We start from the raw sequence: 25,792 nt of genomic DNA, 5'->3' as shown, positions 1-25,792 counted from the left end.
GCTGCTGCAATGGTTCGAAAAACTGGTTAATCCCTATCCTGAAACAAATTTAAACGAGCCATTGCCTACTTCCTTTTTTGCATTTGTATGGCAATCGACCAAAGGCGTTCGTCCTTTCCTGCTTTTATTGATTCTATGTGCAGCAGGCGCAGCCAGTTTTGAAGCTTTACTGTTTTCACAAATTGGTCATTTGGTCGATTGGCTTAGCCAAAGTCAACCCAGTAATTTTCTGGAAAATCATACGCAACATCTGATTATTTTAACGCTTATACTTTTTGCCAATATTTTATTTGTTTGTTTGCAGTCCATCGTAAAACATCAAATTTTATTTAGTAGTTTTCCGATGCGATTACGCTGGCGTTTTCATAACTTGTTATTACAACAAGGACTCGATTTTTTTCATAACGACTTTGCAGGACGTTTATCTTCCAAAGTCATGCAAACTGCTCTGGCTGTACGTGAGTTCTGGATGATTTTAGGCGATATATTGGTTTATGTCATTGTCTATTTTATAACCATTAGTGCAGTACTGGGCGCAGTTTCGCCAATTTTACTGATTCCATTGTCGATATGGCTCGGCTTATTTATTTTAAGTACATGGCTTTTTGTTCCTCGTCTGAGCAAGGTTTCAGAAGAACAAGCCGACGCACGTGCGGTAATGACAGGACGAGTCACCGATGCTTATACCAATATTCAAACCGTAAAACTCTTTGCACATGCAGGTCGTGAAAGTCAATATGCCAAAGAATCCATGATTGAATTCATGGAAACTGTGTTTCGCCAAATGCGTTTAGGTACTTTATTTGAAGTCATTACTACCCTATTAAGCGCAGTATTATTTATTGGCGTGATTGGAACTGCTGTATGGTTATGGCTGAATGGTCAGGCGGGTTTGGGGGTTATTGCCGCTACCACTGCCATGATTTTAAAGCTCAATAGCATGTCAGAATTTATGATGTGGCAAACATCCATGCTATTTGAAAATGTCGGTACCATCCAAGACGGGATGCAAACGCTTGGCAAGCCAGTGAATATTCAAGATAAATCAGATGCCAAACCTTTAATCGTGAGCCAAGGCAATATTAAATTTGAGGATGTCTGTTTTGCCTACAATAAAAAGAACGTCATCGATCATTTTAATCTTAATATCCGCCCAGGTGAAAAAATTGGTGTCGTCGGTCGTTCAGGTGCAGGAAAATCAACACTAATTCAATTGCTTTTACATTTTTATACCCTCAACCAAGGTCGTATTTTGATTGATGGACAAAACATTGAAGATGTAACCCAAGATAGCTTAAGAGCCAATATCGCGTTGGTCACTCAAGATACTTCACTTTTGCATCGTACCGTGGCTGAAAATATTAAATATGGCAAACCTGATGCGACGTGGCAAGAAATCTATGAAGCTGTGAAAAAGGCACAAGCTGAGGATTTTATCCCACAATTAACCGATATGCGTGGTCGTAAAGGTTACGAAGCTTATGTAGGCGAACGCGGTGTCAAGCTTTCAGGTGGTCAGCGCCAACGTATTGCGATTGCACGAGTATTTTTAAAAGATGCCCCTATTTTAATCTTGGATGAAGCCACCAGTGCACTGGATTCAGAAGTCGAAGCTGCGATTCAATCTAGCCTTGATGCACTGATGCAAGATAAAACTGTGATTGCGATTGCACATCGACTATCCACCATTGCCCAAATGGATCGCTTAATTGTTTTGGATGAAGGTCGAATTGTGGAACAAGGTACGCATGAACAATTGATTGAACAAGATGGTTTATACGCCCAGTTATGGAAACGTCAAACGGGCGGTTTTTTAGTTGAACAACATGAAGTTGAGGACAAATAATAATGCTGTATCTGGAAGATTTAAACGTTGGGGATCGTTTCATTAGCCGTGAATATGAAATGAGTATCGACGAAATTAAACAATTTGCAGGTCAATATGATCCCCAACCTTTTCATCTAGATGAAGAATCTGCAAAAGGAAGTCCGATTTTTCAGGGATTAGCCGCTAGTGGTTGGCATACTGCGGCTGTCACCATGCGATTATGGACAGAATGCTTTCCTATTCAAGGTGGCTTAATTGGTTCAGAATCAAGTTTACGTTGGCCCCGTCCTACTCGTCCTGGCAATAAAATCCATGTTGAAGTTGAGATTACTGCAATTGTGCCTTCAAAAACTAAAAATGATCGTGGTATTGTGAGCTATATCACACAAGCATTGAATCAAAACGGTGATGTATTACTGATCTCGACCACTAAAATTGTCGTTTTTAGGAAAAATGTATAAATGATAGGCATGAAATTTTGTCCAACAATTTCAGTATTTTTATTTTAAATTTCATGCCAAGATGTAACAGTTTAAACGAAGCAAATGTAAAGCCACGGATAGCGAATGAAAATTAATTCAGCTCGTCAAGAACAAGGAATACCAGGCGTTTATGGCTTATTGCTATTAGACGTCGTGTCACGTTGGGGATATAACGATCAAACCCTATTTGCTCCATTTCATTTAACCAGCGAGCAATTGGCCGATCCCGAATATCGGATTCCTATTCATGTTGCCAATGAATTGGTTAAACATGCTTTGCGTTTAACAGGTGAAACGACGTTGGGTTATCATCTTGGCAATCAGATGCGTATTTCCATTCATGGATTTATTGGTTATGCCATTATGACTGCGCATGATATTACCGATGCTTTGGCTTTAGCAACGCGTTTTATTCAATTACGTATGCCCTTTTTACAGCTTTACTTCTCTAATTTTGGGCCGAAAGCAACATTACAATTACAGTGTGATTTTGATCTTGAACCCTTGCGAACTGAAATTATTCTGGCATTGACCATTGGCATCATGAGCATGGCTAAAGCGTTGACGGGTAATGAAGAATTAACAGGTGAAGTAGATCTGGATTTTCAAAAACCTGAAGGTTTCGATAAATATTTGAATAAAATGAATATCGATATGCGTTTTGAACAACCGCATCTCATATCTAGTTTTGATAAGCAATATTTGGGATTAAAAATGGTGAATGCCGACCCGATTGCGAGTCAGATTGCGATTAATCAATGTGAATCTGAACTATCTGCATTAGGTGAACGCCGTCGTTTGGCTATGCGTGTCCGCGATATTTTAACTCATTCTGAACAGCATTATTTAAGCATTGAAAGCGTTGCTGAACGTTTACATATGTCTGATCGGACTTTAAAACGTCAGCTTGCAGCCGAAGGAACTTCTTTCTCAACTTTGGTCGATGAAGTTCGGTATCGCCATGCAACCTCCCTACTTTCAAGAACAGATTATAGTCTTGAGCAAATTGCTGATGAACTGGGTTACTCCGATGTTGCAAATTTTAGCCGAGCGTTTAAACGCTGGAGTGGACGAAGCCCAAGTAACTGGCGCAAAGACCCGTATTTATAAGCTTTTATTTTTATTTAAAAACCTGTATAACCACTTTCAAAATAAGCAAACTTTGGATGTTAAGGAGCTGCAATGAATCATCCTTCTGAATTGAAATATGCGAGTACGCATGAATGGGCGAAAATTGAGGGTGATCTTGTAGTCACTGGGATTAGTGATCATGCTCAGGATGCACTTGGTGATCTTGTCTATGTTGAAGTTCCTGAAGTTGGAAGTCATCTCACTGCGGGTGCTCAAGCAGGTGTAGTCGAATCGGTTAAAACCGCATCAGATATTCATGCACCAGTCTCTGGTACTGTGATTGAAGTCAATACATCGCTTGAAGATGATCCTGATTTTATTAACGATGATCCTTATGGTAAAGGCTGGATTTATAAAATTAAACCAGACAATATCGCAGATGTAGAGCAACTTCTCTCCAATACTGAATACGAAGCTGGGTTATAAGTAAAATCACCCATCTCCCACAATTATAAGGGAGATGGTTCTTCAGTATTTAAGCAGATTGACGTAATGTGCTTTGACTCAGTTGATCAGCCATCTCTAACAATAAAGCTTCAGTTTTATCCCAACCCAAGCAACCATCTGTGACTGACTGGCCATAGGTCATATTGCATGAAATTTTTTGTTGACCGTCGACCAAATGACTCTCTAGCATAACACCACGAACGTTGCTAACAGTTCGCTCTGCAATGATTTGCTTTAATACTTCAGGTTGTTTCATCGGATCTTTTGAACTGTTGCCATGGCTACAATCTATCACCAATGGAGGCAAATCACCTTGGTATTTGCTGCTATAGTCGGCTTTAATTTTCTCGATCGAACTGAGATCATAATTCGGGCCATGATTGGCACCACGTAAAATCAAATGTGCCAATGGATTACCTTTGCTTTGTAATATTGCAGGTAATCCCTGCTGATTCATTCCCAAAAATTGATGTTCATTTTCCGCCGATTGAATCGCATCTAGTGCAATCTGGATTGAACCATCGGTACCATTTTTAAAACCAATTGCGTACGGCATATGACTGGAAATTTCACGATGAATCTGTGATTCACTAGTACGTGCTCCAATTGCTCCCCAAGCCAAAAGATCATCAAAATAAGCTGTTGCCATAGGGCTTAGAATTTCACTGGCAATCGGTAAACCCATTTCAATGATCTGTAAATATAAAGCGCGTGATTTTTCCAAACCCAATTGCAAATCTGATGATCCATCAAGATTCGGATCATACAAAAAGCCTTTCCAACCGACTGTTGTGCGTGGTTTTTCAATATAAGCGCGCATGACCAGAAAAATTTGATCTTTAACCTGTTCTTGTAATTTGATCAATTTTGCTGCGTATTCTAATGCAGATACAGGGTCATGAATGGAACACGGCCCAGTGATCACCATTAATCGTGAATCTTTGCCTAAAAGTATATTTTGGATGGTTTGACGATGTTCTGTAATTTGTTTGGCAAAAGTAGAAGATAGCGGATATTCCGCTTTTAATTCAGAGGGTAAACTCAGTGAAATTTCTTTTGAAGTATTTTGTGCAATTAAAGTTTTATTGAGCGCATTCATTTAACTATTTCCTTTGGACTGACTCTATTTTCAGTCCGATCATTTATTTGAGCGATGTGGGTCTATTCAGTTGTAGGTTTTGACTAAAGTAAAACCAATAAACATTGCTAAAATATGAAGTCATCAAGTTATACACGGCACATCTCCAAAATAAAGGTATGAAATAGATATAAAAAAAACCTGATCGGGGTTGCCGATCAGGTATTAACTTGAAGGGCAACCATTTTGCTGCCCGAATGCGTTCAGGCAACTATTTAAATTGCCAAAAGTAATTATAAGCGTTGTTGATCATAGGTTGTTTTAACATTGCTACTTCAATTAAATAAAACATATCTTGGTTCCAAACATACTCTGTGTTTGGGAAATTGACAAGTGTTTTTCATAATTTATTTATTGACGAATAAATATACAAAGCATTAAGATGAGCATTCCCCCTTTTTGCTCAATCGAGTTTCTGCCAATGAAGTAAGTCCTATTTTTATCAATTTCACTTTTTTGTAATTGATGTACAAAATAGACTTCTACTTTGTCGTTTTACCTATTTTTATTTATTTTCTATTTTGTACATCCTGTTGTATGAGGAGGTCTTATGACCCAACAGGCATGTATTATTCAGCAGCTTAGCTTAGACATTCATTCCAAAAATATTTTTGATCAACTTCACTTTAATCTTCCCATACAGCAATGCACCGGCCTCATTGGTCGTAATGGTCAAGGTAAATCACTCTTAATGCAGTGTTTGGCGCAAGTTTCCAAATTTAGCTTTATTGGACAGATTCATTGGCAATGTCCTGTCGCATATCTATCTCAATTCAACCGACTAAGGGGTAATACCATTGCTCAAGTATTGGATATTGAAGATTTAGTTGATGCTTTTAAACGGATCGAAAATAATACAGCTTCATTTCAGGATTACGATCTGGTCGAAGATAAATGGCACTTACCTCACGAATGGCAACAGCAATTAGAACAGGCAGGATTACCCCTTGATCTTAACTTTTCTGTACATTTATTGAGTGAAGGGCAGAAAACCAAACTGGCTTTATGTCGCTTATTTGCCTTGAAGGATCATTATCTTTTATTGGATGAGCCCAGTAATCATCTGGATTGTATCAGTAGACAATGGTTAATTTCATGTTTAAAAGCGCATACCATGGGATCTTTAATTATTAGTCATGACCGTTTGTTATTAGATGAAATGCAGCATATCTTGGAATTTAATGAGTTTGGTCTTTCCCATTTTTCTGGAAACTACACCCATTATGCAAAACAATCAGCCTTACAACGTCACGCTCTTGAACACGATATTGAGCAAGAAAAACGTCAACTCAAGCAACAGGTTGTTCAACAACATCAAACTTTGATGAAGAATCAAAAAAGACAGGCTAGCGCAAACAAAAGACGCAAAACAGGATCACAAGCGAAAGTCATTTTGGATTTTAAACGAGAGCAGGCAACTCAACAATCGGGGCAACTTATTCGACAACAACAGCGTCAGTTACATCAGGAACAGTTATCGCTTTGTAATAAAAAACAGCGACTAGAAACCGTTAAATCGCAGCAATTTGAATTTTCATCTGATGTTCAAAAATCAGGTGAAATTTTGAGATTAGCAAACACGCCTCATCCCTATTTACAAAATGCTCACTTCAATCTTTCTTTACAGTCCAAAGAAAAAATTCATTTGGTAGGTGAAAATGGAAGTGGAAAATCTACTTTGCTTAGAATTTTATCTAGAGATTTTTCAAATGAAAATCATGATTCTTTAAGTTTAAGTCGTAGCTTGTATCTAGATCAAAACTTTAGCTTTTTAGATCAACGGCTGTCAGCACTTGAAAATTTAATGGCTTTAAACCCAGATCAAACCGCAGAGTTTTGGAGAAATTTGCTGGGGCAATTACGATTGCGTGGAGATAAAGTATTACAGCCATTAGCCGAATTGAGTGGTGGTGAACAATTAAAAGTCGCTTTAATTGCTATGGCTCATCCATTAAATTCATTTGTTCTTTTACTATTGGATGAACCAGAAAACCATCTTGATATAGAGTCTAGAGAACTGCTAGCAAAAGCAATTCAAAGTTTTAATGGCGCAATTATATTAGTATCTCATGACGATTATTTTGTAAAACAATGTGGAATCATCCATGAAGTCAAGATTGCAGCTCTTTTAAATGAACAAAGAGCGTCGTGACGACGCTCTTGTTTATGTGTATTCGTTGTGTCGGTTCAGATCAGAAATACACGAGCTTGGTTAATAGTGAATCACACTACGGATTGACTTACCTTCATGCATCAAATCAAAAGCAAGGTTGATTTCATCAAGTGGCATGGTATGGGTCACAAATGGTTCAAGCTGAATGTCGCCTTTCATCGCATCTTCAACCATACCTGGTAATTGGCTACGGCCTTTTACACCACCAAAAGCTGTTCCTAACCATTTACGCCCTGTGACTAACTGAAATGGACGTGTTGAAATTTCTTGACCTGCGCCCGCGACACCAATAATCACAGATTGTCCCCAACCACGATGCGCACATTCAAGTGCCGAACGCATCACATTGACATTGCCAATACATTCAAAGGAGTGATCGACTCCCCAACCTGTCATTTCTACAATCACCTGCTGAATAGGCTTGTCATAATCTTTAGGATTAAGAAAATCTGTTGCGCCGAATTGTTTCGCCAGTTCAAACTTGTCTGGATTCATATCGATTACGATAATGCGACCTGCTTTAGCCTGACGTGCACCTTGTACCACCGCCAGTCCAATCCCCCCTAGACCAAATACTGCAACGCTGTCACCTTCCTGCACTTTAGCAGTATTGTGCACTGCACCAATTCCTGTGGTGACACCACATCCAAGTAAGCAAACTTGTTCATGATTCGCTTCAGGATTAATTTTTGCCAAAGAAACTTCGGCAACCACTGTATATTCACTGAAGGTTGAACATCCCATATAGTGATAAATGGGCTCGCCATTATAAGAAAAACGTGTCGTACCATCTGGCATAACACCTTTACCTTGTGTAGCACGAACAGCAACACATAGGTTCGTTTTGCCTGACTTACAAAATAAACACTCGCCGCATTCAGCTGTATAAAGTGGAATCACATGATCGCCGGGTTTGACACTGGTAACGCCCTCACCGACTTCAACCACAACACCAGCACCTTCATGCCCTAATATGGCAGGAAATACACCTTCAGGATCATCACCCGATAAAGTAAATGCATCGGTATGACAAACTCCTGTATGACTGATTTTGATCAGGACTTCACCTGCCTTGGGTGGAGCGACATCCACTTCTACAATCTGTAAGGGTTGACCTGGACCAAATGCAACAGCAGCACGTGATTTCATGCTTTCTCTCCTTTTGTATTTACTTTAAATAAGATTTCAGAATTTTGGTAATCTCAGCTAATTCTTCATAACGCTGTTGTTCTGTCGTCTCTCCCTCAACTAGAGTGTCTTTGAAATGGATTTCCAGCACTTCATTCATTAGACCATTCATCGCACCACGTGTTGCACAAATTTGTTGAAGAATTGCGTTACATGAAGTGTCATTTTCGAGTGCACGTTCAATGGCCTGAACTTGACCCTGAATTTTGCGAAGGCGAAGTATAATTTTCTTTTTGTCTTCAATTTGCTTAGGCATAAGCCCTCTCTTTTGCATCTTTTATACTATACCCCAGTATAGTATATCTATTAATTCAAACAATAAAGCAAATGGACAATAAAATTTTAGATATAACTATTAAATGACTACAAAAAAACAACTAAATATCTGATCTTACATGTGAAATATCAATATCATATAGATATATCCTCACCATCTGAAAATAGCGTTTTTCTAAAATAGAAAACCAAATAACAGGAGACAAATGTTTGTAATAAAAATTTATGACGGATTGAATATGATAAGAAATATTTTGAGAGATACAGACTTATGAACTTTGACTGGTTAAATGATCAAGATGCGGTAAAAAAAATAGAACAAGGTTTAACCGCTTATGTCGCTTTAGATGATGCTTTTGTTAGTATTGCATCACGAATTTTTTTGATTCGGAACGCCAAGCGAACTCTCGATTTACAATATTATATATGGAATAACGATTTTATTGGTCAGCTCATGTTGAATGAGTTATACAAGGCAGCAAACCGAGGGATTAAGATTCGGTTACTGATCGATGATCAAAACGGAAATGGACTCGATCCTATTTTACGGGCACTTTCAGACAACCCAGCTTTTGAAATTCGCCTATTTAATCCTTACAAATTCAGAAAGTTACGTGTACTAGATTACTTATTTAGAGCAAAAGCAATTAATCATCGAATGCACAATAAACTGATCATTGCTGATGATTGTATTGCTGTCACAGGCGGGCGTAATATTAGTGGCGAATATTTTGAAGCTGGTAACGAATTTCAATTTTTTGATCTGGATATTCTTTTTTATGGAACTGCTGTCACTCATGCGGTCGATGTATTTCAAAACTTCTGGAATTTCTCGTTAAGTCTACCTATTCGACATTTTGTCGGGGCTACAAAATCGAATGATGAATCAAAACTAAAACAGCTTTTTAAGCAATTCAATGAAATTGATACGCCAGTTGAAAAGAAAATTTATGAAGCTCAAAGTGAATTAGATAATATATTAAAAAATTATTCATTACGATGGAAGAAAGCTTATTTCGTTGCAGATGTTCCACAGAAAATTTTAGGTGAATCGAGACAGGATGAATTAATTTATCATCAAATTGCTCAGCTTATGGGCTACCCTTCAAATCATCTAGAATTGGTTTCTGCTTATTTTGTACCCACTCGCTCAGGTACAGCTTTTTTAAGTAAGCAAAGTCGACAAGGCATAAAAATACGCATTTTAACCAATTCATTCATTGCAAATGATGTTGCCATTGTCCATGCTTTCTATAGTAAATATCGTCAAGCTTTACTGGAAAGTGGCGTCAAACTTTACGAGTTAAAATCCATTATTCCGAGAAAAAAACCAACATGGTATGAAAAACTAACTGGTCGAGTGATACCTGCTAAAGGAAAAAGTAATTCAAGCTTACACGCAAAATTTTTTGATATCGAAGGCAAAGTGTTTATCGGTTCATTCAACTTTGATCCACGTTCTGCGCATATTAATACTGAAGTTGGATTGGTTGTTGAATCTGAAGAACTTCAACAAAATATTACTGATGATCTTGACAAATTTTTGCCATTAACATGCTATGAGTTGAGTCTGGATCAACAAGGCAATGTGATCTGGACAGAATATCTTGAGAATGGTGAAACTATAAAATACGCTCATGACACTAAAACCACAAAATTTCAACGTCTTGTAATGAAATTTATGGCTTGCTTACCTATTGAATGGATGATGTGATTAGACTTTACATTCAAATAGGCATAAGCCCTGTATTTCTAATTGAATATCAATGGAAATAAAGCCTGCCTGTTTTAAGACTGATAAATGTTCAGTTTTAGACATATACAGCTCATTATTTTGCATCGCATCTTCAGCAAAAAGATGATCACACATAAAATAAGTTGCTTTCGGTTTGAGTAAACTGATTACTGCCTTATGGAAGTCTAATGCATGGCTTTTATGTCTTAATTCATGTAAAGCCTGATGAATAATAATATAGTCAAATTGGTCTAGGCTCTTTTGCCAGTTTGCTTGCTTGAAATCACCCAACAAGTAAGTCGCTCGTTGAGATTCATTTGGGCTAAGCTTTTGCAAAGCTAGCGTATGCATGACTTCTGAAAAATCAAAGGCTGTATATTGAATATTAGGTAAACGTTCTAATAAATACTTACCTAAAAATCCTGGCCCTGATCCTAGCTCTAAAACTTTTAACTGAGCATCAGTACCTTGCGCAATTTTTTGTGCATAATAATCAAAAAAATCATAACGCCACGGTCGCTTAAGATTTGCCGTTAACTCCCACTGTTTTGCGTCCTGATATTTTTTTAAATCTATTGGACTTGGAACATCGATATTCATTTTTTTTCTCTTTGATTTTTCTTTAAATTAAACCAATATTTTCAAAGAGTACACGATAAGCTTCTGCTTTTTTTTCGAGCGCTAAAGGATAAGCTCTGGACGATGACGGCATACGATACAAATCAAGCCACCGACCTACAAAATAAGTTTGAGTAGATTGCCCTATCTGTGGCTTTTCGGTATTTTTAGGTAAAGACAGCATCAATGTATCCGTGGCTTTATCACCCGTTGTCATCAGCGTATTGCACAAAGGAATTTGCTCAAGTAAATCCTGTAAATTGGTCGGTGTCACAATCTGTAAAAACTTATCAGAAGCATTACCTTTTAAGCGTTGAACTTGAACAGCAGTATCAAAAATGGCAATCCCCTTTTCAATTAAAAAATCATGGATTTGCTGCTGCTTAAAATTTTTATTTTTGAGATCTAAAAAATAATTTTTATCATCAAAGAACAAATAACCAAAGATCCGCCACATGTCATTTTGATAATTTGGGTAATAAAAATTCATTTTCCAGCGTTCTTTGGGTGGTGGAAAGCTACCTAACATCAGTAGTTTTGCATTGCTTGGTAAAAATGGTTGAAGTGGATGTGACTCTATTTCGAACTCAAAGTTATTCATACTATCTTTTTAGGGCGCTTAAATAAATTTTTAGATATTTTGCCTTGTAATGATCATCAAAGTAAATTTTTAAAGACTTGAATTTTATTATTTTGCATAATTATATGATTTACATAAACTAACTCTAATTGAAAATATACAACAATATAAAAAGCCCATTGTAAAATGGGCTCTTGAAAATAATTTGAGTAAATAAAGAATTAGTTAACTAATTCAGGGTTTAATTCATCATCTTTAGCAAGTAAAACCGAGAAGACAATTGGCACACCCAAAATTAGAGGAACAACAATGATCCACAAATCAATACTGAGCTTTGCAGGAAATAAAAAGTGAATCCCTAGAGCAAATACGATAAGTACTGCCACCAAAATCCCCATGAAACGCGTCGCAAATTTTAAAAGCATGTTTTAAATCTCTTGTGGTTAAAATTATGTTTAAATTATAGGCTTTATTTGTGGAAAATCCTATTTGTTCAAGAAATACAATCAATAAATTTACAAAATATAAAGTTTATTTTCAAAACATCTTAAAAATAAAAAATTGGCAATTTAAAATTTGTGCAATGAATGCGTTAAGAAAAATTTGAATATTGTTGAAATGCTTGCTTTGATACAAGGATGATTATTTTAAGTGAAATCCAAAACTTAAATCACAACAAAAGATACTTATTGAGAGAAGATAATGAACATACGTCCAGTAACAAAAAATGATTTCAATGAATGGCTTCAGCTGTGGAAAGGTTATCAGGTATTTTACAAGGCGGCGATCAGTGATGAGATAACCAAAACCACGTTTGACAGATTTCAGGATGCGCAAGAACCTGTATATTGTTTAGTTATAGAAAATGAAGAAAAACAATTGATTGGATTGGTACATTATATTTTTCATCGTAGCACATGGACGATTGAAAATTATTGTTATTTACAGGACTTGTTTGTTGATCCCAAACATCGAGCGTCTGGCTTAGGGCGCAAGCTGATTGAAGCCGTTTATGCAGAGGCCGAAAAAAATCATTGTTCGCGTGTTTATTGGTTGACACAGGAAAATAACGAACAGGCGCGGATGTTATATGATCGTATTGCAGATCAAACTGGTTTTATTCAATATCGAAAATTATTCAAATAATCTAAAAAAACAGGAGATAGCATAAAATTTAATGCTATCTCCTAGAGATTTCTAGCCTAATTTATTGACCAGTCTTAATGGCAATACTTTCATGGCAATCCCCATTGGCAACCACGGCCATTGTGGGACATAAGCTTTCACAGGTTCTTTTTCAATAGCTTTAACCAAAAGACGTGATCCCGTTTTTTCATCGACTTCAAATGGCAAATGTTTAGCGCCTTCATTTAACTCGGTACGAATATATCCGGGGAAAATGGTAGAAACTTTAATGGGCGTATCAATCAATTCAGCACGGATGCCTTCAGCCAAGTGAGCCACTGCTGCCTTACTGGCTGCATAAGTTGAAAGGTGTTTTGGTAACCCCCGCATCGCGCTCATGGATGAAATCACCACCAAATGCCCTGATTTTTGTTGACGGAAAATTTCAACAGCAGCTTCACACTGCGCAAGTGCAGAAATAAAATTGGTTTCAGCAGTGGCTCGATTAATTTCAAAGTTGCCTTTACCAATACGCCGTCCATTGCCCACACCTGCATTGACAATAATTCGATCTAATTGACCAAATTCTTGTTTAAACGCTTTAAAAACTTCAAATACCTGATCGTAATCTGTGACATCTAAAATTTTTGCAATCACTTTGATGCCATATTCGCTTTGCAGTTCCGTTTGAAGTTCCTGTAAGCGCTCTAAACGCCGGGCACAGATCGCAAGATTATAGCCTTTCTTTGCAAATTCTCTTGCCATGCCTGCTCCAAGTCCAGAGCTTGCTCCCGTGATTAAAATCGTTTTTGCCATGATAAAATCCTTTTATATCCATGTCAGCAGATCTGGGTTAACTACTTTAATAAAATGATGTTCGTTTAAACTTAGAAGTTGCGGTTCATTTCCAACCAATCTCAAGGTCGTTAAACTGGTATTGGCAATCGCCCAATTCAATGCAAAAGTATGATTGATGCTCAACTCCATGATTTTTCCAACAGCGACAGAAATAACTCCGCCTGAAGTAAAAACGACAGCGTATCTGGGTTTCGTTTGCGCAAGCTCATCACATAATTTTTGCAATGCTGTTTCTACACGCTGCTTAAAATCCGGCCAAGACTCATCATATTCATGATGAAATTCACCGTCTGTCCAACGAGTAATTGCGCCTTCAAAGATTTTAACTAAATACGCACGTGGGTTAGCTTCTTTGGCTACATCAGCCTTGAGTAATTCGGGTTGCTTAAAACGCGGTTCATACTGCGCAAACACTTGTTGATGATTAAATTCATTCCAACCCGCATCGGTATGGATGGTTGTTTCTGGAAAACTTTCTTTGAGTGCGCCTTGTGCCGTTTGCAAATGACGTTGCATCGTACCCGCAACAACGTATGGCTGCTCTTTTAAAATATCTTTAAAATAACGACCTAGTAAGGTGGCTTGAGCTTCGCCGTTTTGAGATAGTTCATCATAATTGCTTTTGCCAAAAGAAGCCTGACCATGACGTACTAAATAGATGGTGGTCATTTTTTTAACACCCTTTGCACTTTATCTAAATATTTCTGGGCAATTTCTGAATCTTGTATTTTTTGCTGTGCAATCAACTTTAAGGCACGAATATGCAAAGCATGAATCACGATCCAAAAATCTTTAAATGCAGGATTTCGGGTTTGCTTATGGAAGTAACGATAATAAATTTGTTGTGCAATCACGGCTAATCGAAATACACCAAATACTTCATAAAAGGTCCAGTTTTCAGTAGTTAAACCTGTTTTTTGTAGATAATAGTCGACCACTTGTTTTCGCGTGAACATGCCTTTTAGATTGGTCGGTTGTCGGCGAGTCGATTTAAAAATCATATTATCGCTATCTTCGACCCAATACGCCAAAGCACTGCCCAAATCCATCAGCGGATCACCGAGTGTTGCCATTTCCCAATCGAGTACCCCAATCACCTGAGTCGGCTGTTCAGGATTAAGAATCACATTATCAAAGCGCCAGTCATTATGAATAATACAAGTGGTTGAATCTTGAGGAATGTGATCAAACAACCACTTTCTTACATAATGAAAAGAAGGCACATTGATTGTTTTTGCTTTTTCATAGCGTTTATCCCAGCCTTCAACTTGTCTACGACAATATCCTTCACCTTTACCAATTTCAGCAAGTGGTGTGTTTTGATAAGGCACTTGATGTAATTCAATTAATTTATCCAATACGTTAATACATAACGCATGAACATCCTGCTCAGAAAAGTTTAACTCAGGTGGCAGTTTCGCACGGGGAATAATCCCTTCGATACGTTTCATCACATAGAAATCACAGCCAATGACAGACTCGTCCTGACAAAGAGCAATCATTTCAGGGACAACGGGATAAGACTGCGCTAAGTTTTTTTGTACTAAATATTCACGCGCCATATCATGGGCTGACTTGGCTTTAGTTCCTACAGGCGGTCGGCGTAAAATTAGATCTAGATTGTCATATTGCAAACGATAGGTCCAATTCGAAGCGCCTCCGGTATATTGAGTAACTTTAGCTTCGTCAGCCAATACAATGCCTTGTTGTTTAAGCCAGTTTTCAACGGCCAAAACATTCAGCTCCTCACCCTCTCGAACCTGACCGCCAATATCAATGATCGACATATATCTTCCTTTAATATTAAATCTAACTTTATGCTTTTTTTCTCGTGCTATAACCACGTTTTGCCAGTTCAAGTTTAGCAATCATGCCCTTATGCACTTCATCAGGGCCATCTGCTAAACGCAAGCTACGTGCCTGAGCAAAGAATCCAGTCAAAGGTGTATCTTTCGAAACTCCTGCACCGCCATGCAGTTGCATTGCCATATCGACGACTTTTTCAAGCACACTTGGTGCAACCACTTTAATCGCTGAAATTTCAGTCAATGCCGCCATATTTCCTAATGTATCCATTTTATAGGCAGCATATAAGGTTAATAGTCTTGCCTGATCAATCGCAACACGAGCTTCTGCGACCCGCTCTAGATTACCACCCAGTTTTAATAATTCTTTGCCAAAAGCTTTACGCGACATACCACGGTCGATCATTAATTCCAGTGATTTTTCTGCTGCGCCAATACAACGCATACAATGATGGATACGTCCTGGTCCTAAACGCCCCTGCGCAATTTCAAAGCCTTGCCCAGCCCCACCAATAAAATTTTCAACAGGCACACGTACATCATCAAAACTAATTTCGCCGTGGCCATGTGGTGCGTCATAATCACTAAATACCGGTAGCATCCGCTCTATTGTAACGCCTTTGGTATCGACTGGAACCAGTACCATGGAATGCTGATGATGACGATCTTTATTTTCATCAGGCGTATGCGCCATAAAAATAATGATTTTGGCATTTGGATCACCCAAACCTGATGACCACCATTTACGACCATTTAAAACAATTTCATCGCCATCAACCACCGCAGTCGCTTGCATATTGGTCGCATCACTAGAAGCAACCGCTGGCTCAGTCATACAAAAGACTGAACGAATTTTTCCTGCGAGTAAAGGCATTAACCATTGCTGTTTTTGTTGCTCAGAACCGTAACGCCATAAAACTTCCATATTGCCACTATCTGGCGCATTACAGTTAAATACTGTCGGAGCAAGTAAGCTACGTCCTGAAAGCTCGGCAATATGGGCATATTCTTGTACAGAGAGCCCCACACCAAGTTCAGGGTCAGGTAGAAACATATTCCATAAACCCGCTTGCTTGGCTTTATCTTTTAATATTTCAAGCTGTGCAGGCCACGTCCAATTTTTCCAGTTCCCATCTGGATTAAGAGTATGTACTTCATGCCAAAAATCAGCCTCAATGGGCTCAATTTCATTTTCAATAAAGTTTTTTGTTTTTGAAATAAAATCCTGTGCACGTTCGGATAGCTCAAACATGATGATTCCTTAAAATGAGTGTGTTATTTCGCTTTACTTGAACATACGCTCAAATTTATTATGCATGAAATGATTTTATTGAATATCAAACTATGAATCCTATTCATAACTCTAATCCTCACAATTCTTTTTTAGATCTTGGGTTATTTCATCGCATTGATATCAATTTATATCCACTGTTTGTTGCAATTTTTGAACAAAAAAGTATTTCTCATGCAGCATCGAGTCTATCTGTTAGCCAATCAGCGGCAAGCCATGCATTACAACGTCTAAGATTACAATTAAACGATGAAATTTTTGTGCGTCATGGCAATAAAATGCTACCGACGCCTTTTGCTGAGCGGGTTTACCCTGTTATTAAGGCTGCGTTACTTTCAATTCAAAGTATTAGTCAACAAAAACAGAATTTTGACCCAAGTCTCATCAAGACTCTTAAAATAGCAATTCATGACGAAATTGAACCCTTAATTTTTCCCAAATTAATCGATCATTTTCAACGTATTGCTCCAGACATTCAGTTCAGTAGTATTAAACTGAATCGAAAAACCATACAAAATGATCTTTCGACCCAACAACTAGATTTTGTAATTGACCTTGAAAATAATCTTGCGCAACACATTGGGTTTCAGCGCTTAGTCACAGACCGTTATGTGATTTGTACCCAACAACTTGAAGTGACTAAACAATCGTATCAATCTGCGCTGCATATAGGGGTTTCGTCGAGACGTACGGGTGTATTACTTGAAGATGTCTATTTGAGCCAAAATAATATTTCGAGACACATCTTTTTACGTTGCCAGCATTATTCCACTGCTTTACAAATTCTTAAGCAAAATCCATTGGCTATGTTGACCTTGCCTAAGACTCTTTTGGAGCATTTGTTTTATGCAAAAAACTTGAATATTCATGAATTGCCTTTTCATTTTCCACTGATAAATATTGGAATGTTTTTTAATTATGATTTACAGGAAAATTTAAGATATGAGTTTTTAAAACAAGAGATTATCAATTTATTTGCTTAGGCTATTTAATATTATCTCGTTTTAATTTGTACCCTATTTATCGTGCTATATCCGTTTTGATCGAGTTAAATTAAGAAAATTTTAAGATGTATTTCCTAAATTGCATGATTCACATTTGGTGCTGATTTATGTTGCATTTTCTACACCGAATTAAAGCATCTCTCCCCAAAATCTCACTTGCCTGCTTTAATTTAATCATAGCCTTGTGGTTGGCACTCGCTTTAAATTTTCGTTTTTACCAACAGGTTCATTCTTTCTCAGGTTTTACTAGCTGGTTGGCTTGTGTATGGCTAGGCATCGTAGCCGTCTGTTTGAGCGCTTATTACAACCTGTATCTTCAGTTTTTTGGCTGGAAATGGACAGCAAAACCCATTGCTATTGTGTTGATTTTATTAGGTGGGCTCAGTGCTTATTTTAGTAATGAATTAGGAGCTTATATCTCTCCTGAACAAATTCAAAATGTCATGCAGACAGATTTGGCTGAAACCAAACAACTGATGACCCTTCCTTTCTCGCTCTGGAGTATAGGAATGGTTATTTTACCGATTTTAGTAGTTTGTTTGATACCTATTGAATACCCTTCTTTAAAAAAGAATCTAATTCAAAAATCATCTTATGTTATTGTTTCTTTTATCATATTATTGGTTTTAGTATTAAGTAACTATTTAAATTTTACTAATATTTTTCGGCAACATAAAGATATTCGCCAGTTAATTTCCCCTGATAATATTTTGACTTCAAGTTATAAATATTTTCATCATTTACATAAAAAAAACTTACCTTTGGTTAGATTTGGTGAAGATGCAAAAATCATTGTATCGCAAACTGAAACGTTAAAACCCAAATTAATGGTTTTAGTGGTCGGTGAAGCCGCACGTGCAGAAAGTTTTTCACTCAATGGTTATACGCGTAATACCACTCCCCAATTAGCACAAATAGAAAATCTACTTAATTTTAGTCAGGTAACTTCCTGTGGTACAGCTACAGCAGTGTCCGTCCCCTGCATGTTTTCAGGCATGACTAAAGAACAATATGATGCAAATCTAGCGGTTCATCGTGAAGGTTTACTCGATATCGCGCAACGTGCAGGCTATAAAGTGACGTGGATTGATAATGATTCTGGTTGTAAAGGTGCTTGTGATCGAGTTAATAACATTAAAATTAGTAAAAAACTCAAGAAGCAATATTGTCGCGGTGATGGTTTTTGTCTGGATGATGTCTTGCTCATGAGCTTACAACGCTACTTGGCATCCATCCCACATCAAGATAAAACCCCACAGTTGATCGTGTTGCATCAGCGTGGTAGTCATGGCCCTGCTTATTATAACCGCACCACGCCTGAGTTTTCTCCATTTCAGCCGACTTGTAAAACCAGTGCAATTCAAACTTGTGATCGCCAGATGCTCATCAATAGTTACGATAATACCATTGTTTATACTGACCATATTTTAAGTAAAATAATTCAAAGTCTTGATAAAAACAAACATTATCAGACAGCGCTTTGGTATTTATCCGATCATGGGGAATCGACTGGTGAAAATGGGATTTATCTGCATGGTACGGTTTACGCGCTTGCACCATCACAGCAAACACATATTCCAATGTTAATGTGGTTTTCAAATGATTGGAAATCTACACAAAATAATCAGGTTGAATGCCTAAAGTCTCAGAAAAATCATAACTTAAGTCAGGATAATTTATTCCCAACCCTTCTGTCATTACTGGATATCAAAACCAGTGTAATTGATTCTAAATTTAATATGCTGGATCAGTGTCAGGTCTTTCAGGACTAACTTATAAATTATGAACCGAATTTAGATAATTCTAAATTCGGTTCACTAAAGGTTTTATTTAAATACTTTGAAACGTGCTGCATCATCAATATATGATTTTTCACCTGCTGGCGCTTCGATCGAACCAAATACCAATTGAGCGCGAAGTTTCCAACTGCTTGGAACTTCCCATTCCGCATGTACTTTATCATCTACAATCGGATTGTAGTGCTGCAAAGAAGCCCCAACATTCTCAGCAGCCAAAGCTGTCCACACTGCGAGTTGTGCCATTGCCGTTGAATGTTCAGACCAAACTGGAAAATTATCTGCATACAATGCAAACTGCTCTTGTAAGCCTTTGATTACGTCTTGATCCTCAAAAAATAAAACTGTGCCAACGCCCGCAGCAAAGCTATCCATTTTTGCATCAGTTTTAGCTGCGGCTGCATCATCAGTTGCATATTCACGTAATTTTTCTTTGACAAAATTCCAAAATTTTTCATGTTCATCATTCAACAAAATAACGGCACGCGATGATTGGGAATTAAAAGATGATGGGCTTTGACGAATTGCTTCCTGAATTAAATCAGTCAGTTGTTCTGGTGTTTGAGAGAGATTTTTACCAATCGCGTAAATCGTACGACGATTTTGCAATAAAGGAAGAAAAGTATTTGACATTGTATATTTTCCTAATGAGATACAACAAAATTTTAAGAAAGTGAAAACCATGTTTCACTTTCTTTATAGCACTTTTTATACCATTTCGTCGTATTATTTCATTAGAAAAAATTCAATAATGCTTTGATTTATTAATAATAATTAAAATTTACTAAATAAAACCTGTTCAGAAACTTCATTTTTCCAAAGTTGGCGCAATGTGGGTAAATAAAAGCTTTCACCGATTTCAATCAGTTCTGCATCCAGCAAACTATGTACCTCATGAATAAAAATGTAATCAAGATCAACCAGTGAAAGCTGGGCTTGTTTTATAGAGACTTGTTTACGTCTAATCTGTGCTTTTTTAACCAGTTGATTGGCAAATTCTTTATCTTTAAATGCAGTAATAGCATTTAAACGTAGCTCGATAATACCCCAAGCTTCCAACAACTTTTTAAAAGTTTCGAAGTCTGTCGAAGTCGATTCCCATGTGACATCTTCCAGATTATTATCTTCAGGTAAAACAGGTAACAATAATTCTGCGGTACTTGGAAAGATTTTTTTGAGATTAATGAGGAATTTAACAGGTTGTTCACTTGGATAGTCATTAAATTGAATATGTTTTTGAACATCTGTTAAATAGACATCGATCATAGTAAATTTCATCAGCAGTTAATATCAAGAGGCATATATTGTACGCACATCGAGATCAGATACAAACTGCTGATGTGTTTATTTCAACTTATTTCGCGTTAGGAAATACCATTTGTTCAGGTTTCACGACATCGTCAAACTGCTGTGCAGTCACTAAGCCTAGCTCTACAGCAACCTGTTTCAGGGTTTTATTTTCCTTATAAGCAGTTTTAGCCACTTTTGCAGAATTTTCATAACCAATAACAGGGTTTAAAGCGGTCACGAGCATCAAAGAGTTGTGTAAGAAATAATCAATTTTTTCTTTATTTGGCTCAATGCCCACTGCGCAATGCTCATTGAAACTATTACATGCATCGCCCAATAGCTGAATCGACTGTAATAAGTTAAAGGCAATCACAGGCATAAAGACGTTTAGTTCAAAGTTACCTGACGCACCCGCAACATTGATGGTGGTATCGTTACCTAATACTTGCGCCACCACCATGGTCATGGCTTCACTTTGAGTAGGATTGACCTTACCTGGCATGATACTTGAACCAGGCTCATTTTCAGGAATGCGAATTTCACCAAAACCACAACGCGGGCCACTGGCTAACCAGCGAATATCGTTAGCAATTTTATTTAAGCTTGCAGCCAGAGTTTTTAATGCCCCTGATGCAAATACAGCGGCATCACGACCCGCCAGAGCTTCAAACTTATTCGGAGCAGTCACAAACGGCAGACCAGTCAAATTCGCTAATTGCGCAGCAGCTTTAACCGCATAATCAGGATGCGCATTTAAACCTGTCCCAACAGCCGTACCACCAAGAGGAAGCTCATAAAGACCTTCGAGTGCTTGTTGTAACCGTTTCAAGCCATGATCCAGCTGAGAAACATAACCACTAAATTCCTGCCCCAAAGTCAAAGGCGTCGCATCCTGTAAGTGAGTACGACCAATTTTTACGATATCAGCAAATTCATCTGATTTGTTTTGAAGCGTCTCTCTTAAACTTTTTACTGCTGGAATTAACAGTTCATTGATTTGCAGAGAAGCTGCCACATGAATTGCTGTTGGAAATGAATCATTGGTCGATTGCGCACGATTGACATGATCATTCGGATGGACAGGTGACTGAGAACCCAGTGCATTCCCCAATTTTTGATTGGCAATATTGGCGATCACTTCATTACAGTTCATATTACTTTGCGTACCAGAACCTGTCTGCCAAACCACTAAGGGAAATTGAGAATCCCACTGCCCTGCAATCACCTCTTCAGCAGCGCCCACAATATATTGACTCAAATCTTGAGGAAGTTGTCCTAATTCTGCATTGGTAATTGCAGCTGCTTTTTTGACTAAACCCATTGCACGAATCATCGCGCGTGGTAATCGTTCCTGACCAATTTTAAAGTTTTGCAAACTACGTTGCGTCTGGGCACCCCAAAGTGCATCATTTGGGACTTCAACGTCACCCATGGTGTCATGTTCAATTCGAGTTTGCATAAAAACCTCTTTCATGTTGTTTAAGACAATACGGGCTGGAGCAATTACGTTTACATTGCTTGGCTGGTGGCAAGATAGTAATCAACCTTCGCATTTTTGTAAATAAGAATCATTTTCTTATTGACCTTTTAATGTATTTTGATAAAACCGCCATTCATCTTCGATCATCTTTTCTAAATTGCGTTTTGGTTTCCAGTTGAGTGTTTTTTCTGCTTTTGAAATATCAACACCTAACTGTGCAAGTTCATCATAAGTATATGAAGCGTCATGCGTTTCGATCGGAGCATGGGTGACTTCACTGATCACCTTAATTAAAGCTTCAATTGAAGTCAGATGTTTATGACCAATATTGAAACTTTCACAACAATGATCCTGATGATTTAACCAATATAAACTTGCAAATACTGCTTCACAAACATCCAGTACATGAATAAAACTTCGCTCTACCTTTTTGTCCTGTGTCTCGACATTTTTATATAGTTCCAAAGAATCTCGCTGCATGGCAGCCACTTGCAATGCCAAAGGCACAATATTCTTCGGTAATGGTGCTACATTTTCACCCAGAACCCCATGTTCAAATGCACCAACCACATTGCTTAGACGGAGTATGGCAACTTTCCATTCATTATCCGTCTTGATGGTGTCCCGAATGATTTCCTCAATCATTTGCTGCGACTTGATATAAGGATTATCGTAACTGAAATTAAAGAATTCATCTTCAGTTAATGCTGTTCCACTTTTGCCGTAGACTGCGGCACTTGAAAGATGAACAAATCTACGTACACCTGTACGTTGCATCGAACGCAGCAAACTCATAATACAACTAACATTATCATTATAATATTCAAGCGGTTTCAATCTGGACTCTTCCAAAGATTTAAAACCCGCAGTATGAATCACAGCATCTATCGAATATTGCTCAAATACTTTATTTAGTGCAGGTGTATTTCGTACATCCACTTTTACAAAGGGAACATACATTCCTGAAATATATTCCAGCCGTTCTAATGTTTGTAAGGATGCATTGGCCAGATTATCGACTAAAATAACCTCTTGACCTTGTGCCATCAGACTCAAAGCAATATGTGAACCGAGAAAGCCTAAACCACCTGTCACCAAAATCATTGTATACTTACCTACTTATTACGATGTGTATGACTCAATTCCTGACCAGACTCATGACCAAAGTGAAATTTCAATGAGTACATTACTGTTAATTACTTCTGCTCCTACATCTATTCATGCATGGCATGCTTTTGAATTAGCTCAAGCACTCCACACAAAAGGTGAAACACTTCATGTTTTCTTTTACCAAGATGCTGTGCAAGTTGCAAACAGTTTGCAATGGTTTCCCGATGATCAACGCCATTTAACCCATGAATGGCAAAAACTATCGATTCGTTTGCCCGTTTGTGTAAGCGCCGCACTGAACCGCGGGATTACAGATCAAGAAAATGCGAAACGGCATCAATTATCTAACTCCAACCTCGCACAGGGTTTTGAATTGGTTGGACTTGGTGAACTTGCTGATGCCTTACAATCATCTGCACGTATTGTTCAATTTTAAACACGTTTTGTATTGTTAGAGTGTTGCTTTTAAAAGGTATATTGTGTGAAAACTGTACTCGTGATTTTAACACAGGCAAACTTAGGTGCTTTACAGATTAATGAAAGCCTATCGGCGACGATGGTTTTAGCGACATTTGGCAGCCCAGTAAAAGTACTTTTACAAGATGCTGCTTTAAGTCTGTTAAATTCAAATGTTGTATTTGATCAACTCAAACATGCCTTTAAACCCGCTTCCAATATGGTTGAAAGTTTTGAATTTTATGATCTTAGTCCCATTTTGATTGAGTCCAGATTGCAGGATCATCCGTTAGTTAGGAAAAGCCAACAGGGCATTGAATTTATTGAATTTAATGCAGAGTTTATTCAATCTTTTAACTATGTTTTGTATTGGTAAGGAAATGGCACAATGAATCGTACACTCTATTTAATTCAATCTTCTGCCGCTGCAACACACAGTATTTTAGCCAAACTTAAGCAGATATATAGTCCGCATGACCATGTTGTTTTTTTAGGTGAAGCTGTTGCCATTTTAAATCAAACAGATATAGAACATTTTTCTTCATGTTATTGCCTAGAGACTGAACAAGTATTGTTAAATCCTGATTTAGTTTCCAATTTGACTATATTAGACTATGCGCAATTTGCGGATTTAGTTTTACAGTTTCAACGTTGTATTTCTCTTAAATAATTGATTTTTGCTTAGGCTATTTTATGCAGTTAGAACTTGATCAAGATGGACATCTGCTCGATTATACAATTTGGAATAATCAAGTTGCCCAACAACTCGCGGGCTCTTTGGATTTAGAATTAACAGATTGGCATTTTCAGGTTTTACACGCTGTACGCCAGTTTTATCAACAGTTTGGGCATTCCCCTGCCACTCGTCCTTTGATTAAATACTTAATGAAAACGGTTGGCCCTGAAATTGATAATGCCATGCTGCAACAACGATTTCATACAGGTTTGGTTGCCCGCCATCTAAGTCGCTTGGCTGGCATACCTAAACCTGCAAATTGTTTATAACTTGCTAGCTCTGTTCAGGCAAACTTTTTGGCAAATGCCACACAAACAATGATGCCAAGCGTAATGATAAGCATGATCCAACTGATAGATTCATGTAATAACAATGCCGCTAACCCCAGTCCAAATAAAGGTTGTAACAGTTGTAATTGACCCACGGTTGCGATCCCACCATGAGCCAAACCATAATACCAAAAGAAAAATCCGATGAGCATACTAAATAGCGATACATAAAGTAATGAAAACAGCGCTGAAAAAGAAAGATGATTAAGGGTTTCGGCTGAATAACTCAAAATCATAATGATGAACATGACGGGTAAAGCAATCGCCAAAGCCCAACAGATCACCTGCCAACCGCCTATTTTTCGAGATAACTTTGCTCCTTCTGCATACCCTAATCCACAGAGAATAATTGCTACAAACATAAATAAAATACCAAGCAACTGGTTAGAGTGATATTCAGAGTTTGGCGTAGCTTGCAAAAAGATATAAAGGAGTACCAATGTACTTCCCAATAATGAAAAAACCCAAAAAATAGCTTTGGGTTTTTCGCCACCGCGAATCACAGCAAAAATTGCGGTACTTAAAGGCAATAATCCCACAAAAACAATTGAGTAGGATGCATTGATATATTGCAATGCCAGTGCAGTGAATAATGGAAAACCAATCACCACACCTAAAGCCACATAGACAAGTCCGATACGATCCTGTCGATCGGGTCGATTGACCTTGAGATATTTTAATAAAATGACAGCAATCACACCCGCAATCACAGCGCGACTGCCTGTTAAGAACCACGGATTCATATCCATAACAGCAATACGGGTCGCAGGCAATGAGCCAGAAAAAATAATAACGCCAACTAAACCACTGCACCAAGCCAAAACTTGCGGATTCATATCCTATTTACTCTTATTTTCATGACTGTATTTATAATTCTGTGTTATGTTTTTGCATATAGACAATCCAATACAATTTT

28 protein-coding genes are annotated in these 25,792 nt (G+C 37.7%); 12 read left to right on the top strand and 16 right to left on the bottom strand.

From position 1 onward, the window contains the following. The first annotated feature begins 1 nt into the window (after nt 1). The 4 genes from JR005_RS11550 to gcvH all read left to right on the top strand — a co-directional run bounded on the left by JR005_RS11550 (nt 2) and on the right by gcvH (nt 3,867). A complete protein-coding gene (locus tag JR005_RS11550) occupies nt 2-1,846 on the top strand; it encodes an ABC transporter ATP-binding protein (protein ID WP_218665835.1) in 1,845 nt (614 codons plus the stop codon). A 2-nt stretch (nt 1,847-1,848) separates the two neighbouring features. Further along, nucleotides 1,849-2,289 (top strand): MaoC family dehydratase, encoded by a 441-nt coding sequence (locus JR005_RS11545; protein WP_218665095.1) that lies wholly within the window; start codon nt 1,849-1,851, stop codon nt 2,287-2,289. Nucleotides 2,290-2,394: 105 nt separating this feature from the next. Next, on the top strand, nt 2,395-3,420 hold the full coding sequence (locus JR005_RS11540) for an AraC family transcriptional regulator (protein ID WP_218665094.1): 1,026 nt from the start codon (nt 2,395-2,397) through the stop codon (nt 3,418-3,420). A 72-nt stretch (nt 3,421-3,492) separates the two neighbouring features. Next, nucleotides 3,493-3,867, top strand: a complete 375-nt coding sequence (gcvH, locus tag JR005_RS11535; protein WP_004987771.1) for a glycine cleavage system protein GcvH — start codon at nt 3,493-3,495, stop codon at nt 3,865-3,867. 49 nt (nt 3,868-3,916) lie between these two features. Here the strand turns inward: gcvH and JR005_RS11530 are convergent, their stop codons facing one another. After that, on the bottom strand, nt 3,917-4,987 hold the full coding sequence (locus JR005_RS11530) for a 3-deoxy-7-phosphoheptulonate synthase (RefSeq protein WP_218665093.1): 1,071 nt from the start codon (nt 4,985-4,987) through the stop codon (nt 3,917-3,919). Nucleotides 4,988-5,576: 589 nt separating this feature from the next. Between JR005_RS11530 and JR005_RS11525 the strand changes: the two genes are divergently transcribed. Beyond that, the gene (locus JR005_RS11525) at nt 5,577-7,178 is read left to right on the top strand and encodes an ATP-binding cassette domain-containing protein (RefSeq protein WP_218665092.1); all 1,602 of its coding nucleotides are present in this window, start codon (nt 5,577-5,579) and stop codon (nt 7,176-7,178) included. 60 nt (nt 7,179-7,238) lie between these two features. On the opposite strand, the gene JR005_RS11520 is transcribed toward JR005_RS11525, so the two are convergent. Beyond that, nucleotides 7,239-8,348 (bottom strand): S-(hydroxymethyl)glutathione dehydrogenase/class III alcohol dehydrogenase, encoded by a 1,110-nt coding sequence (locus tag JR005_RS11520; RefSeq protein ID WP_218665091.1) that lies wholly within the window; start codon nt 8,346-8,348, stop codon nt 7,239-7,241. Between the two features lie 19 nt (nt 8,349-8,367). Continuing rightward, the gene (locus JR005_RS11515) at nt 8,368-8,643 is read right to left on the bottom strand and encodes a metal/formaldehyde-sensitive transcriptional repressor (RefSeq protein ID WP_004987776.1); all 276 of its coding nucleotides are present in this window, start codon (nt 8,641-8,643) and stop codon (nt 8,368-8,370) included. Nucleotides 8,644-8,934: 291 nt separating this feature from the next. Between JR005_RS11515 and JR005_RS11510 the strand changes: the two genes are divergently transcribed. Beyond that, complete coding sequence (locus JR005_RS11510; RefSeq protein WP_218665090.1) at nt 8,935-10,377, top strand: phospholipase D family protein; 1,443 nt, start codon at nt 8,935-8,937, stop codon at nt 10,375-10,377. On the opposite strand, the gene JR005_RS11505 is transcribed toward JR005_RS11510, so the two are convergent. The 3 genes from JR005_RS11505 to JR005_RS11495 all read right to left on the bottom strand — a co-directional run bounded on the left by JR005_RS11505 (nt 10,378) and on the right by JR005_RS11495 (nt 12,021). Beyond that, nucleotides 10,378-10,998 (bottom strand): class I SAM-dependent methyltransferase, encoded by a 621-nt coding sequence (locus JR005_RS11505; RefSeq protein ID WP_218665089.1) that lies wholly within the window; start codon nt 10,996-10,998, stop codon nt 10,378-10,380. It lies immediately after the preceding gene. A gap of 22 nt (nt 10,999-11,020) precedes the next feature. After that, nucleotides 11,021-11,617 carry a uracil-DNA glycosylase family protein gene (locus tag JR005_RS11500; RefSeq protein WP_004987791.1) on the bottom strand — a complete coding sequence of 199 codons (597 nt, stop codon included), beginning with the start codon at nt 11,615-11,617 and terminating at the stop codon, nt 11,021-11,023. Between the two features lie 200 nt (nt 11,618-11,817). Further along, nucleotides 11,818-12,021 carry a hypothetical protein gene (locus JR005_RS11495; RefSeq protein WP_004987792.1) on the bottom strand — a complete coding sequence of 68 codons (204 nt, stop codon included), beginning with the start codon at nt 12,019-12,021 and terminating at the stop codon, nt 11,818-11,820. Nucleotides 12,022-12,298: 277 nt separating this feature from the next. Between JR005_RS11495 and JR005_RS11490 the strand changes: the two genes are divergently transcribed. Beyond that, nucleotides 12,299-12,742, top strand: a complete 444-nt coding sequence (locus JR005_RS11490; protein WP_004987793.1) for a GNAT family N-acetyltransferase — start codon at nt 12,299-12,301, stop codon at nt 12,740-12,742. Between the two features lie 51 nt (nt 12,743-12,793). Here JR005_RS11490 and JR005_RS11485 read toward each other — a convergent pair whose 3' ends face one another. From JR005_RS11485 to JR005_RS11470, 4 genes are read right to left on the bottom strand one after another with little or no spacing between them, the layout of a single operon-like run. Next, on the bottom strand, nt 12,794-13,537 hold the full coding sequence (locus JR005_RS11485) for an SDR family oxidoreductase (protein ID WP_004987794.1): 744 nt from the start codon (nt 13,535-13,537) through the stop codon (nt 12,794-12,796). A gap of 12 nt (nt 13,538-13,549) precedes the next feature. Continuing rightward, nucleotides 13,550-14,248 carry a histidine phosphatase family protein gene (locus tag JR005_RS11480; protein WP_218665088.1) on the bottom strand — a complete coding sequence of 233 codons (699 nt, stop codon included), beginning with the start codon at nt 14,246-14,248 and terminating at the stop codon, nt 13,550-13,552. After that, nucleotides 14,245-15,366 (bottom strand): phosphotransferase family protein, encoded by a 1,122-nt coding sequence (locus tag JR005_RS11475; RefSeq protein ID WP_126624418.1) that lies wholly within the window; start codon nt 15,364-15,366, stop codon nt 14,245-14,247. The genes JR005_RS11480 and JR005_RS11475 overlap by 4 nt, the downstream gene beginning before the upstream one ends. Before the next feature lie 28 nt (nt 15,367-15,394). Continuing rightward, nucleotides 15,395-16,636 (bottom strand): acyl-CoA dehydrogenase family protein, encoded by a 1,242-nt coding sequence (locus JR005_RS11470; RefSeq protein ID WP_218665087.1) that lies wholly within the window; start codon nt 16,634-16,636, stop codon nt 15,395-15,397. Nucleotides 16,637-16,728: 92 nt separating this feature from the next. Here JR005_RS11470 and JR005_RS11465 point away from each other — a divergent pair, with 92 nt between their 5' ends. Further along, the gene (locus tag JR005_RS11465; RefSeq protein ID WP_218665086.1) at nt 16,729-17,658 is read left to right on the top strand and encodes a LysR family transcriptional regulator; all 930 of its coding nucleotides are present in this window, start codon (nt 16,729-16,731) and stop codon (nt 17,656-17,658) included. A gap of 128 nt (nt 17,659-17,786) precedes the next feature. Continuing rightward, entirely contained in the window at nt 17,787-19,451 is a 1,665-nt protein-coding gene (locus tag JR005_RS11460; protein WP_218665085.1) for a phosphoethanolamine transferase, read from the top strand. A 54-nt stretch (nt 19,452-19,505) separates the two neighbouring features. Here the strand turns inward: JR005_RS11460 and JR005_RS11455 are convergent, their stop codons facing one another. The 4 genes from JR005_RS11455 to galE all read right to left on the bottom strand — a co-directional run bounded on the left by JR005_RS11455 (nt 19,506) and on the right by galE (nt 23,349). Next, on the bottom strand, nt 19,506-20,108 hold the full coding sequence (locus JR005_RS11455) for a nitroreductase family protein (protein WP_004987813.1): 603 nt from the start codon (nt 20,106-20,108) through the stop codon (nt 19,506-19,508). Between the two features lie 141 nt (nt 20,109-20,249). After that, nucleotides 20,250-20,741 (bottom strand): hypothetical protein, encoded by a 492-nt coding sequence (locus tag JR005_RS11450; protein WP_004987815.1) that lies wholly within the window; start codon nt 20,739-20,741, stop codon nt 20,250-20,252. 88 nt (nt 20,742-20,829) lie between these two features. Then, a complete protein-coding gene (fumC, locus tag JR005_RS11445) occupies nt 20,830-22,224 on the bottom strand; it encodes a class II fumarate hydratase (RefSeq protein ID WP_151731765.1) in 1,395 nt (464 codons plus the stop codon). Between the two features lie 117 nt (nt 22,225-22,341). Then, the gene (galE, locus tag JR005_RS11440; protein ID WP_151731764.1) at nt 22,342-23,349 is read right to left on the bottom strand and encodes a UDP-glucose 4-epimerase GalE; all 1,008 of its coding nucleotides are present in this window, start codon (nt 23,347-23,349) and stop codon (nt 22,342-22,344) included. Between the two features lie 73 nt (nt 23,350-23,422). Here galE and tusD point away from each other — a divergent pair, with 73 nt between their 5' ends. Beyond that, entirely contained in the window at nt 23,423-23,791 is a 369-nt protein-coding gene (gene tusD / locus JR005_RS11435; protein WP_004987820.1) for a sulfurtransferase complex subunit TusD, read from the top strand. A gap of 189 nt (nt 23,792-23,980) precedes the next feature. Here tusD and JR005_RS15295 read toward each other — a convergent pair whose 3' ends face one another. Continuing rightward, nucleotides 23,981-24,097, bottom strand: coding sequence for a DUF1659 domain-containing protein (locus JR005_RS15295; RefSeq protein ID WP_126624419.1), 117 nt, complete (start codon nt 24,095-24,097; stop codon nt 23,981-23,983). Between the two features lie 102 nt (nt 24,098-24,199). Between JR005_RS15295 and JR005_RS11425 the strand changes: the two genes are divergently transcribed. Next, nucleotides 24,200-24,481: a hypothetical protein gene (locus JR005_RS11425; protein WP_218665084.1), complete on the top strand. Its 282-nt coding sequence runs from the start codon at nt 24,200-24,202 to the stop codon at nt 24,479-24,481. A 23-nt stretch (nt 24,482-24,504) separates the two neighbouring features. Continuing rightward, the gene (locus JR005_RS11420; RefSeq protein ID WP_218665083.1) at nt 24,505-24,816 is read left to right on the top strand and encodes a TusE/DsrC/DsvC family sulfur relay protein; all 312 of its coding nucleotides are present in this window, start codon (nt 24,505-24,507) and stop codon (nt 24,814-24,816) included. A gap of 14 nt (nt 24,817-24,830) precedes the next feature. Here the strand turns inward: JR005_RS11420 and JR005_RS11415 are convergent, their stop codons facing one another. Next, nucleotides 24,831-25,712, bottom strand: coding sequence for a DMT family transporter (locus tag JR005_RS11415; protein WP_218665082.1), 882 nt, complete (start codon nt 25,710-25,712; stop codon nt 24,831-24,833). Nucleotides 25,713-25,792: the final 80 nt, after the last annotated feature.

Source organism: Acinetobacter sp. Colony158 (assembly GCF_019264745.1).
In the GTDB taxonomy this organism is placed as follows: Bacteria; Pseudomonadota; Gammaproteobacteria; order Pseudomonadales; family Moraxellaceae; genus Acinetobacter; species Acinetobacter ursingii.
This window is presented reverse-complemented; position numbering and strand designations above follow the sequence as displayed.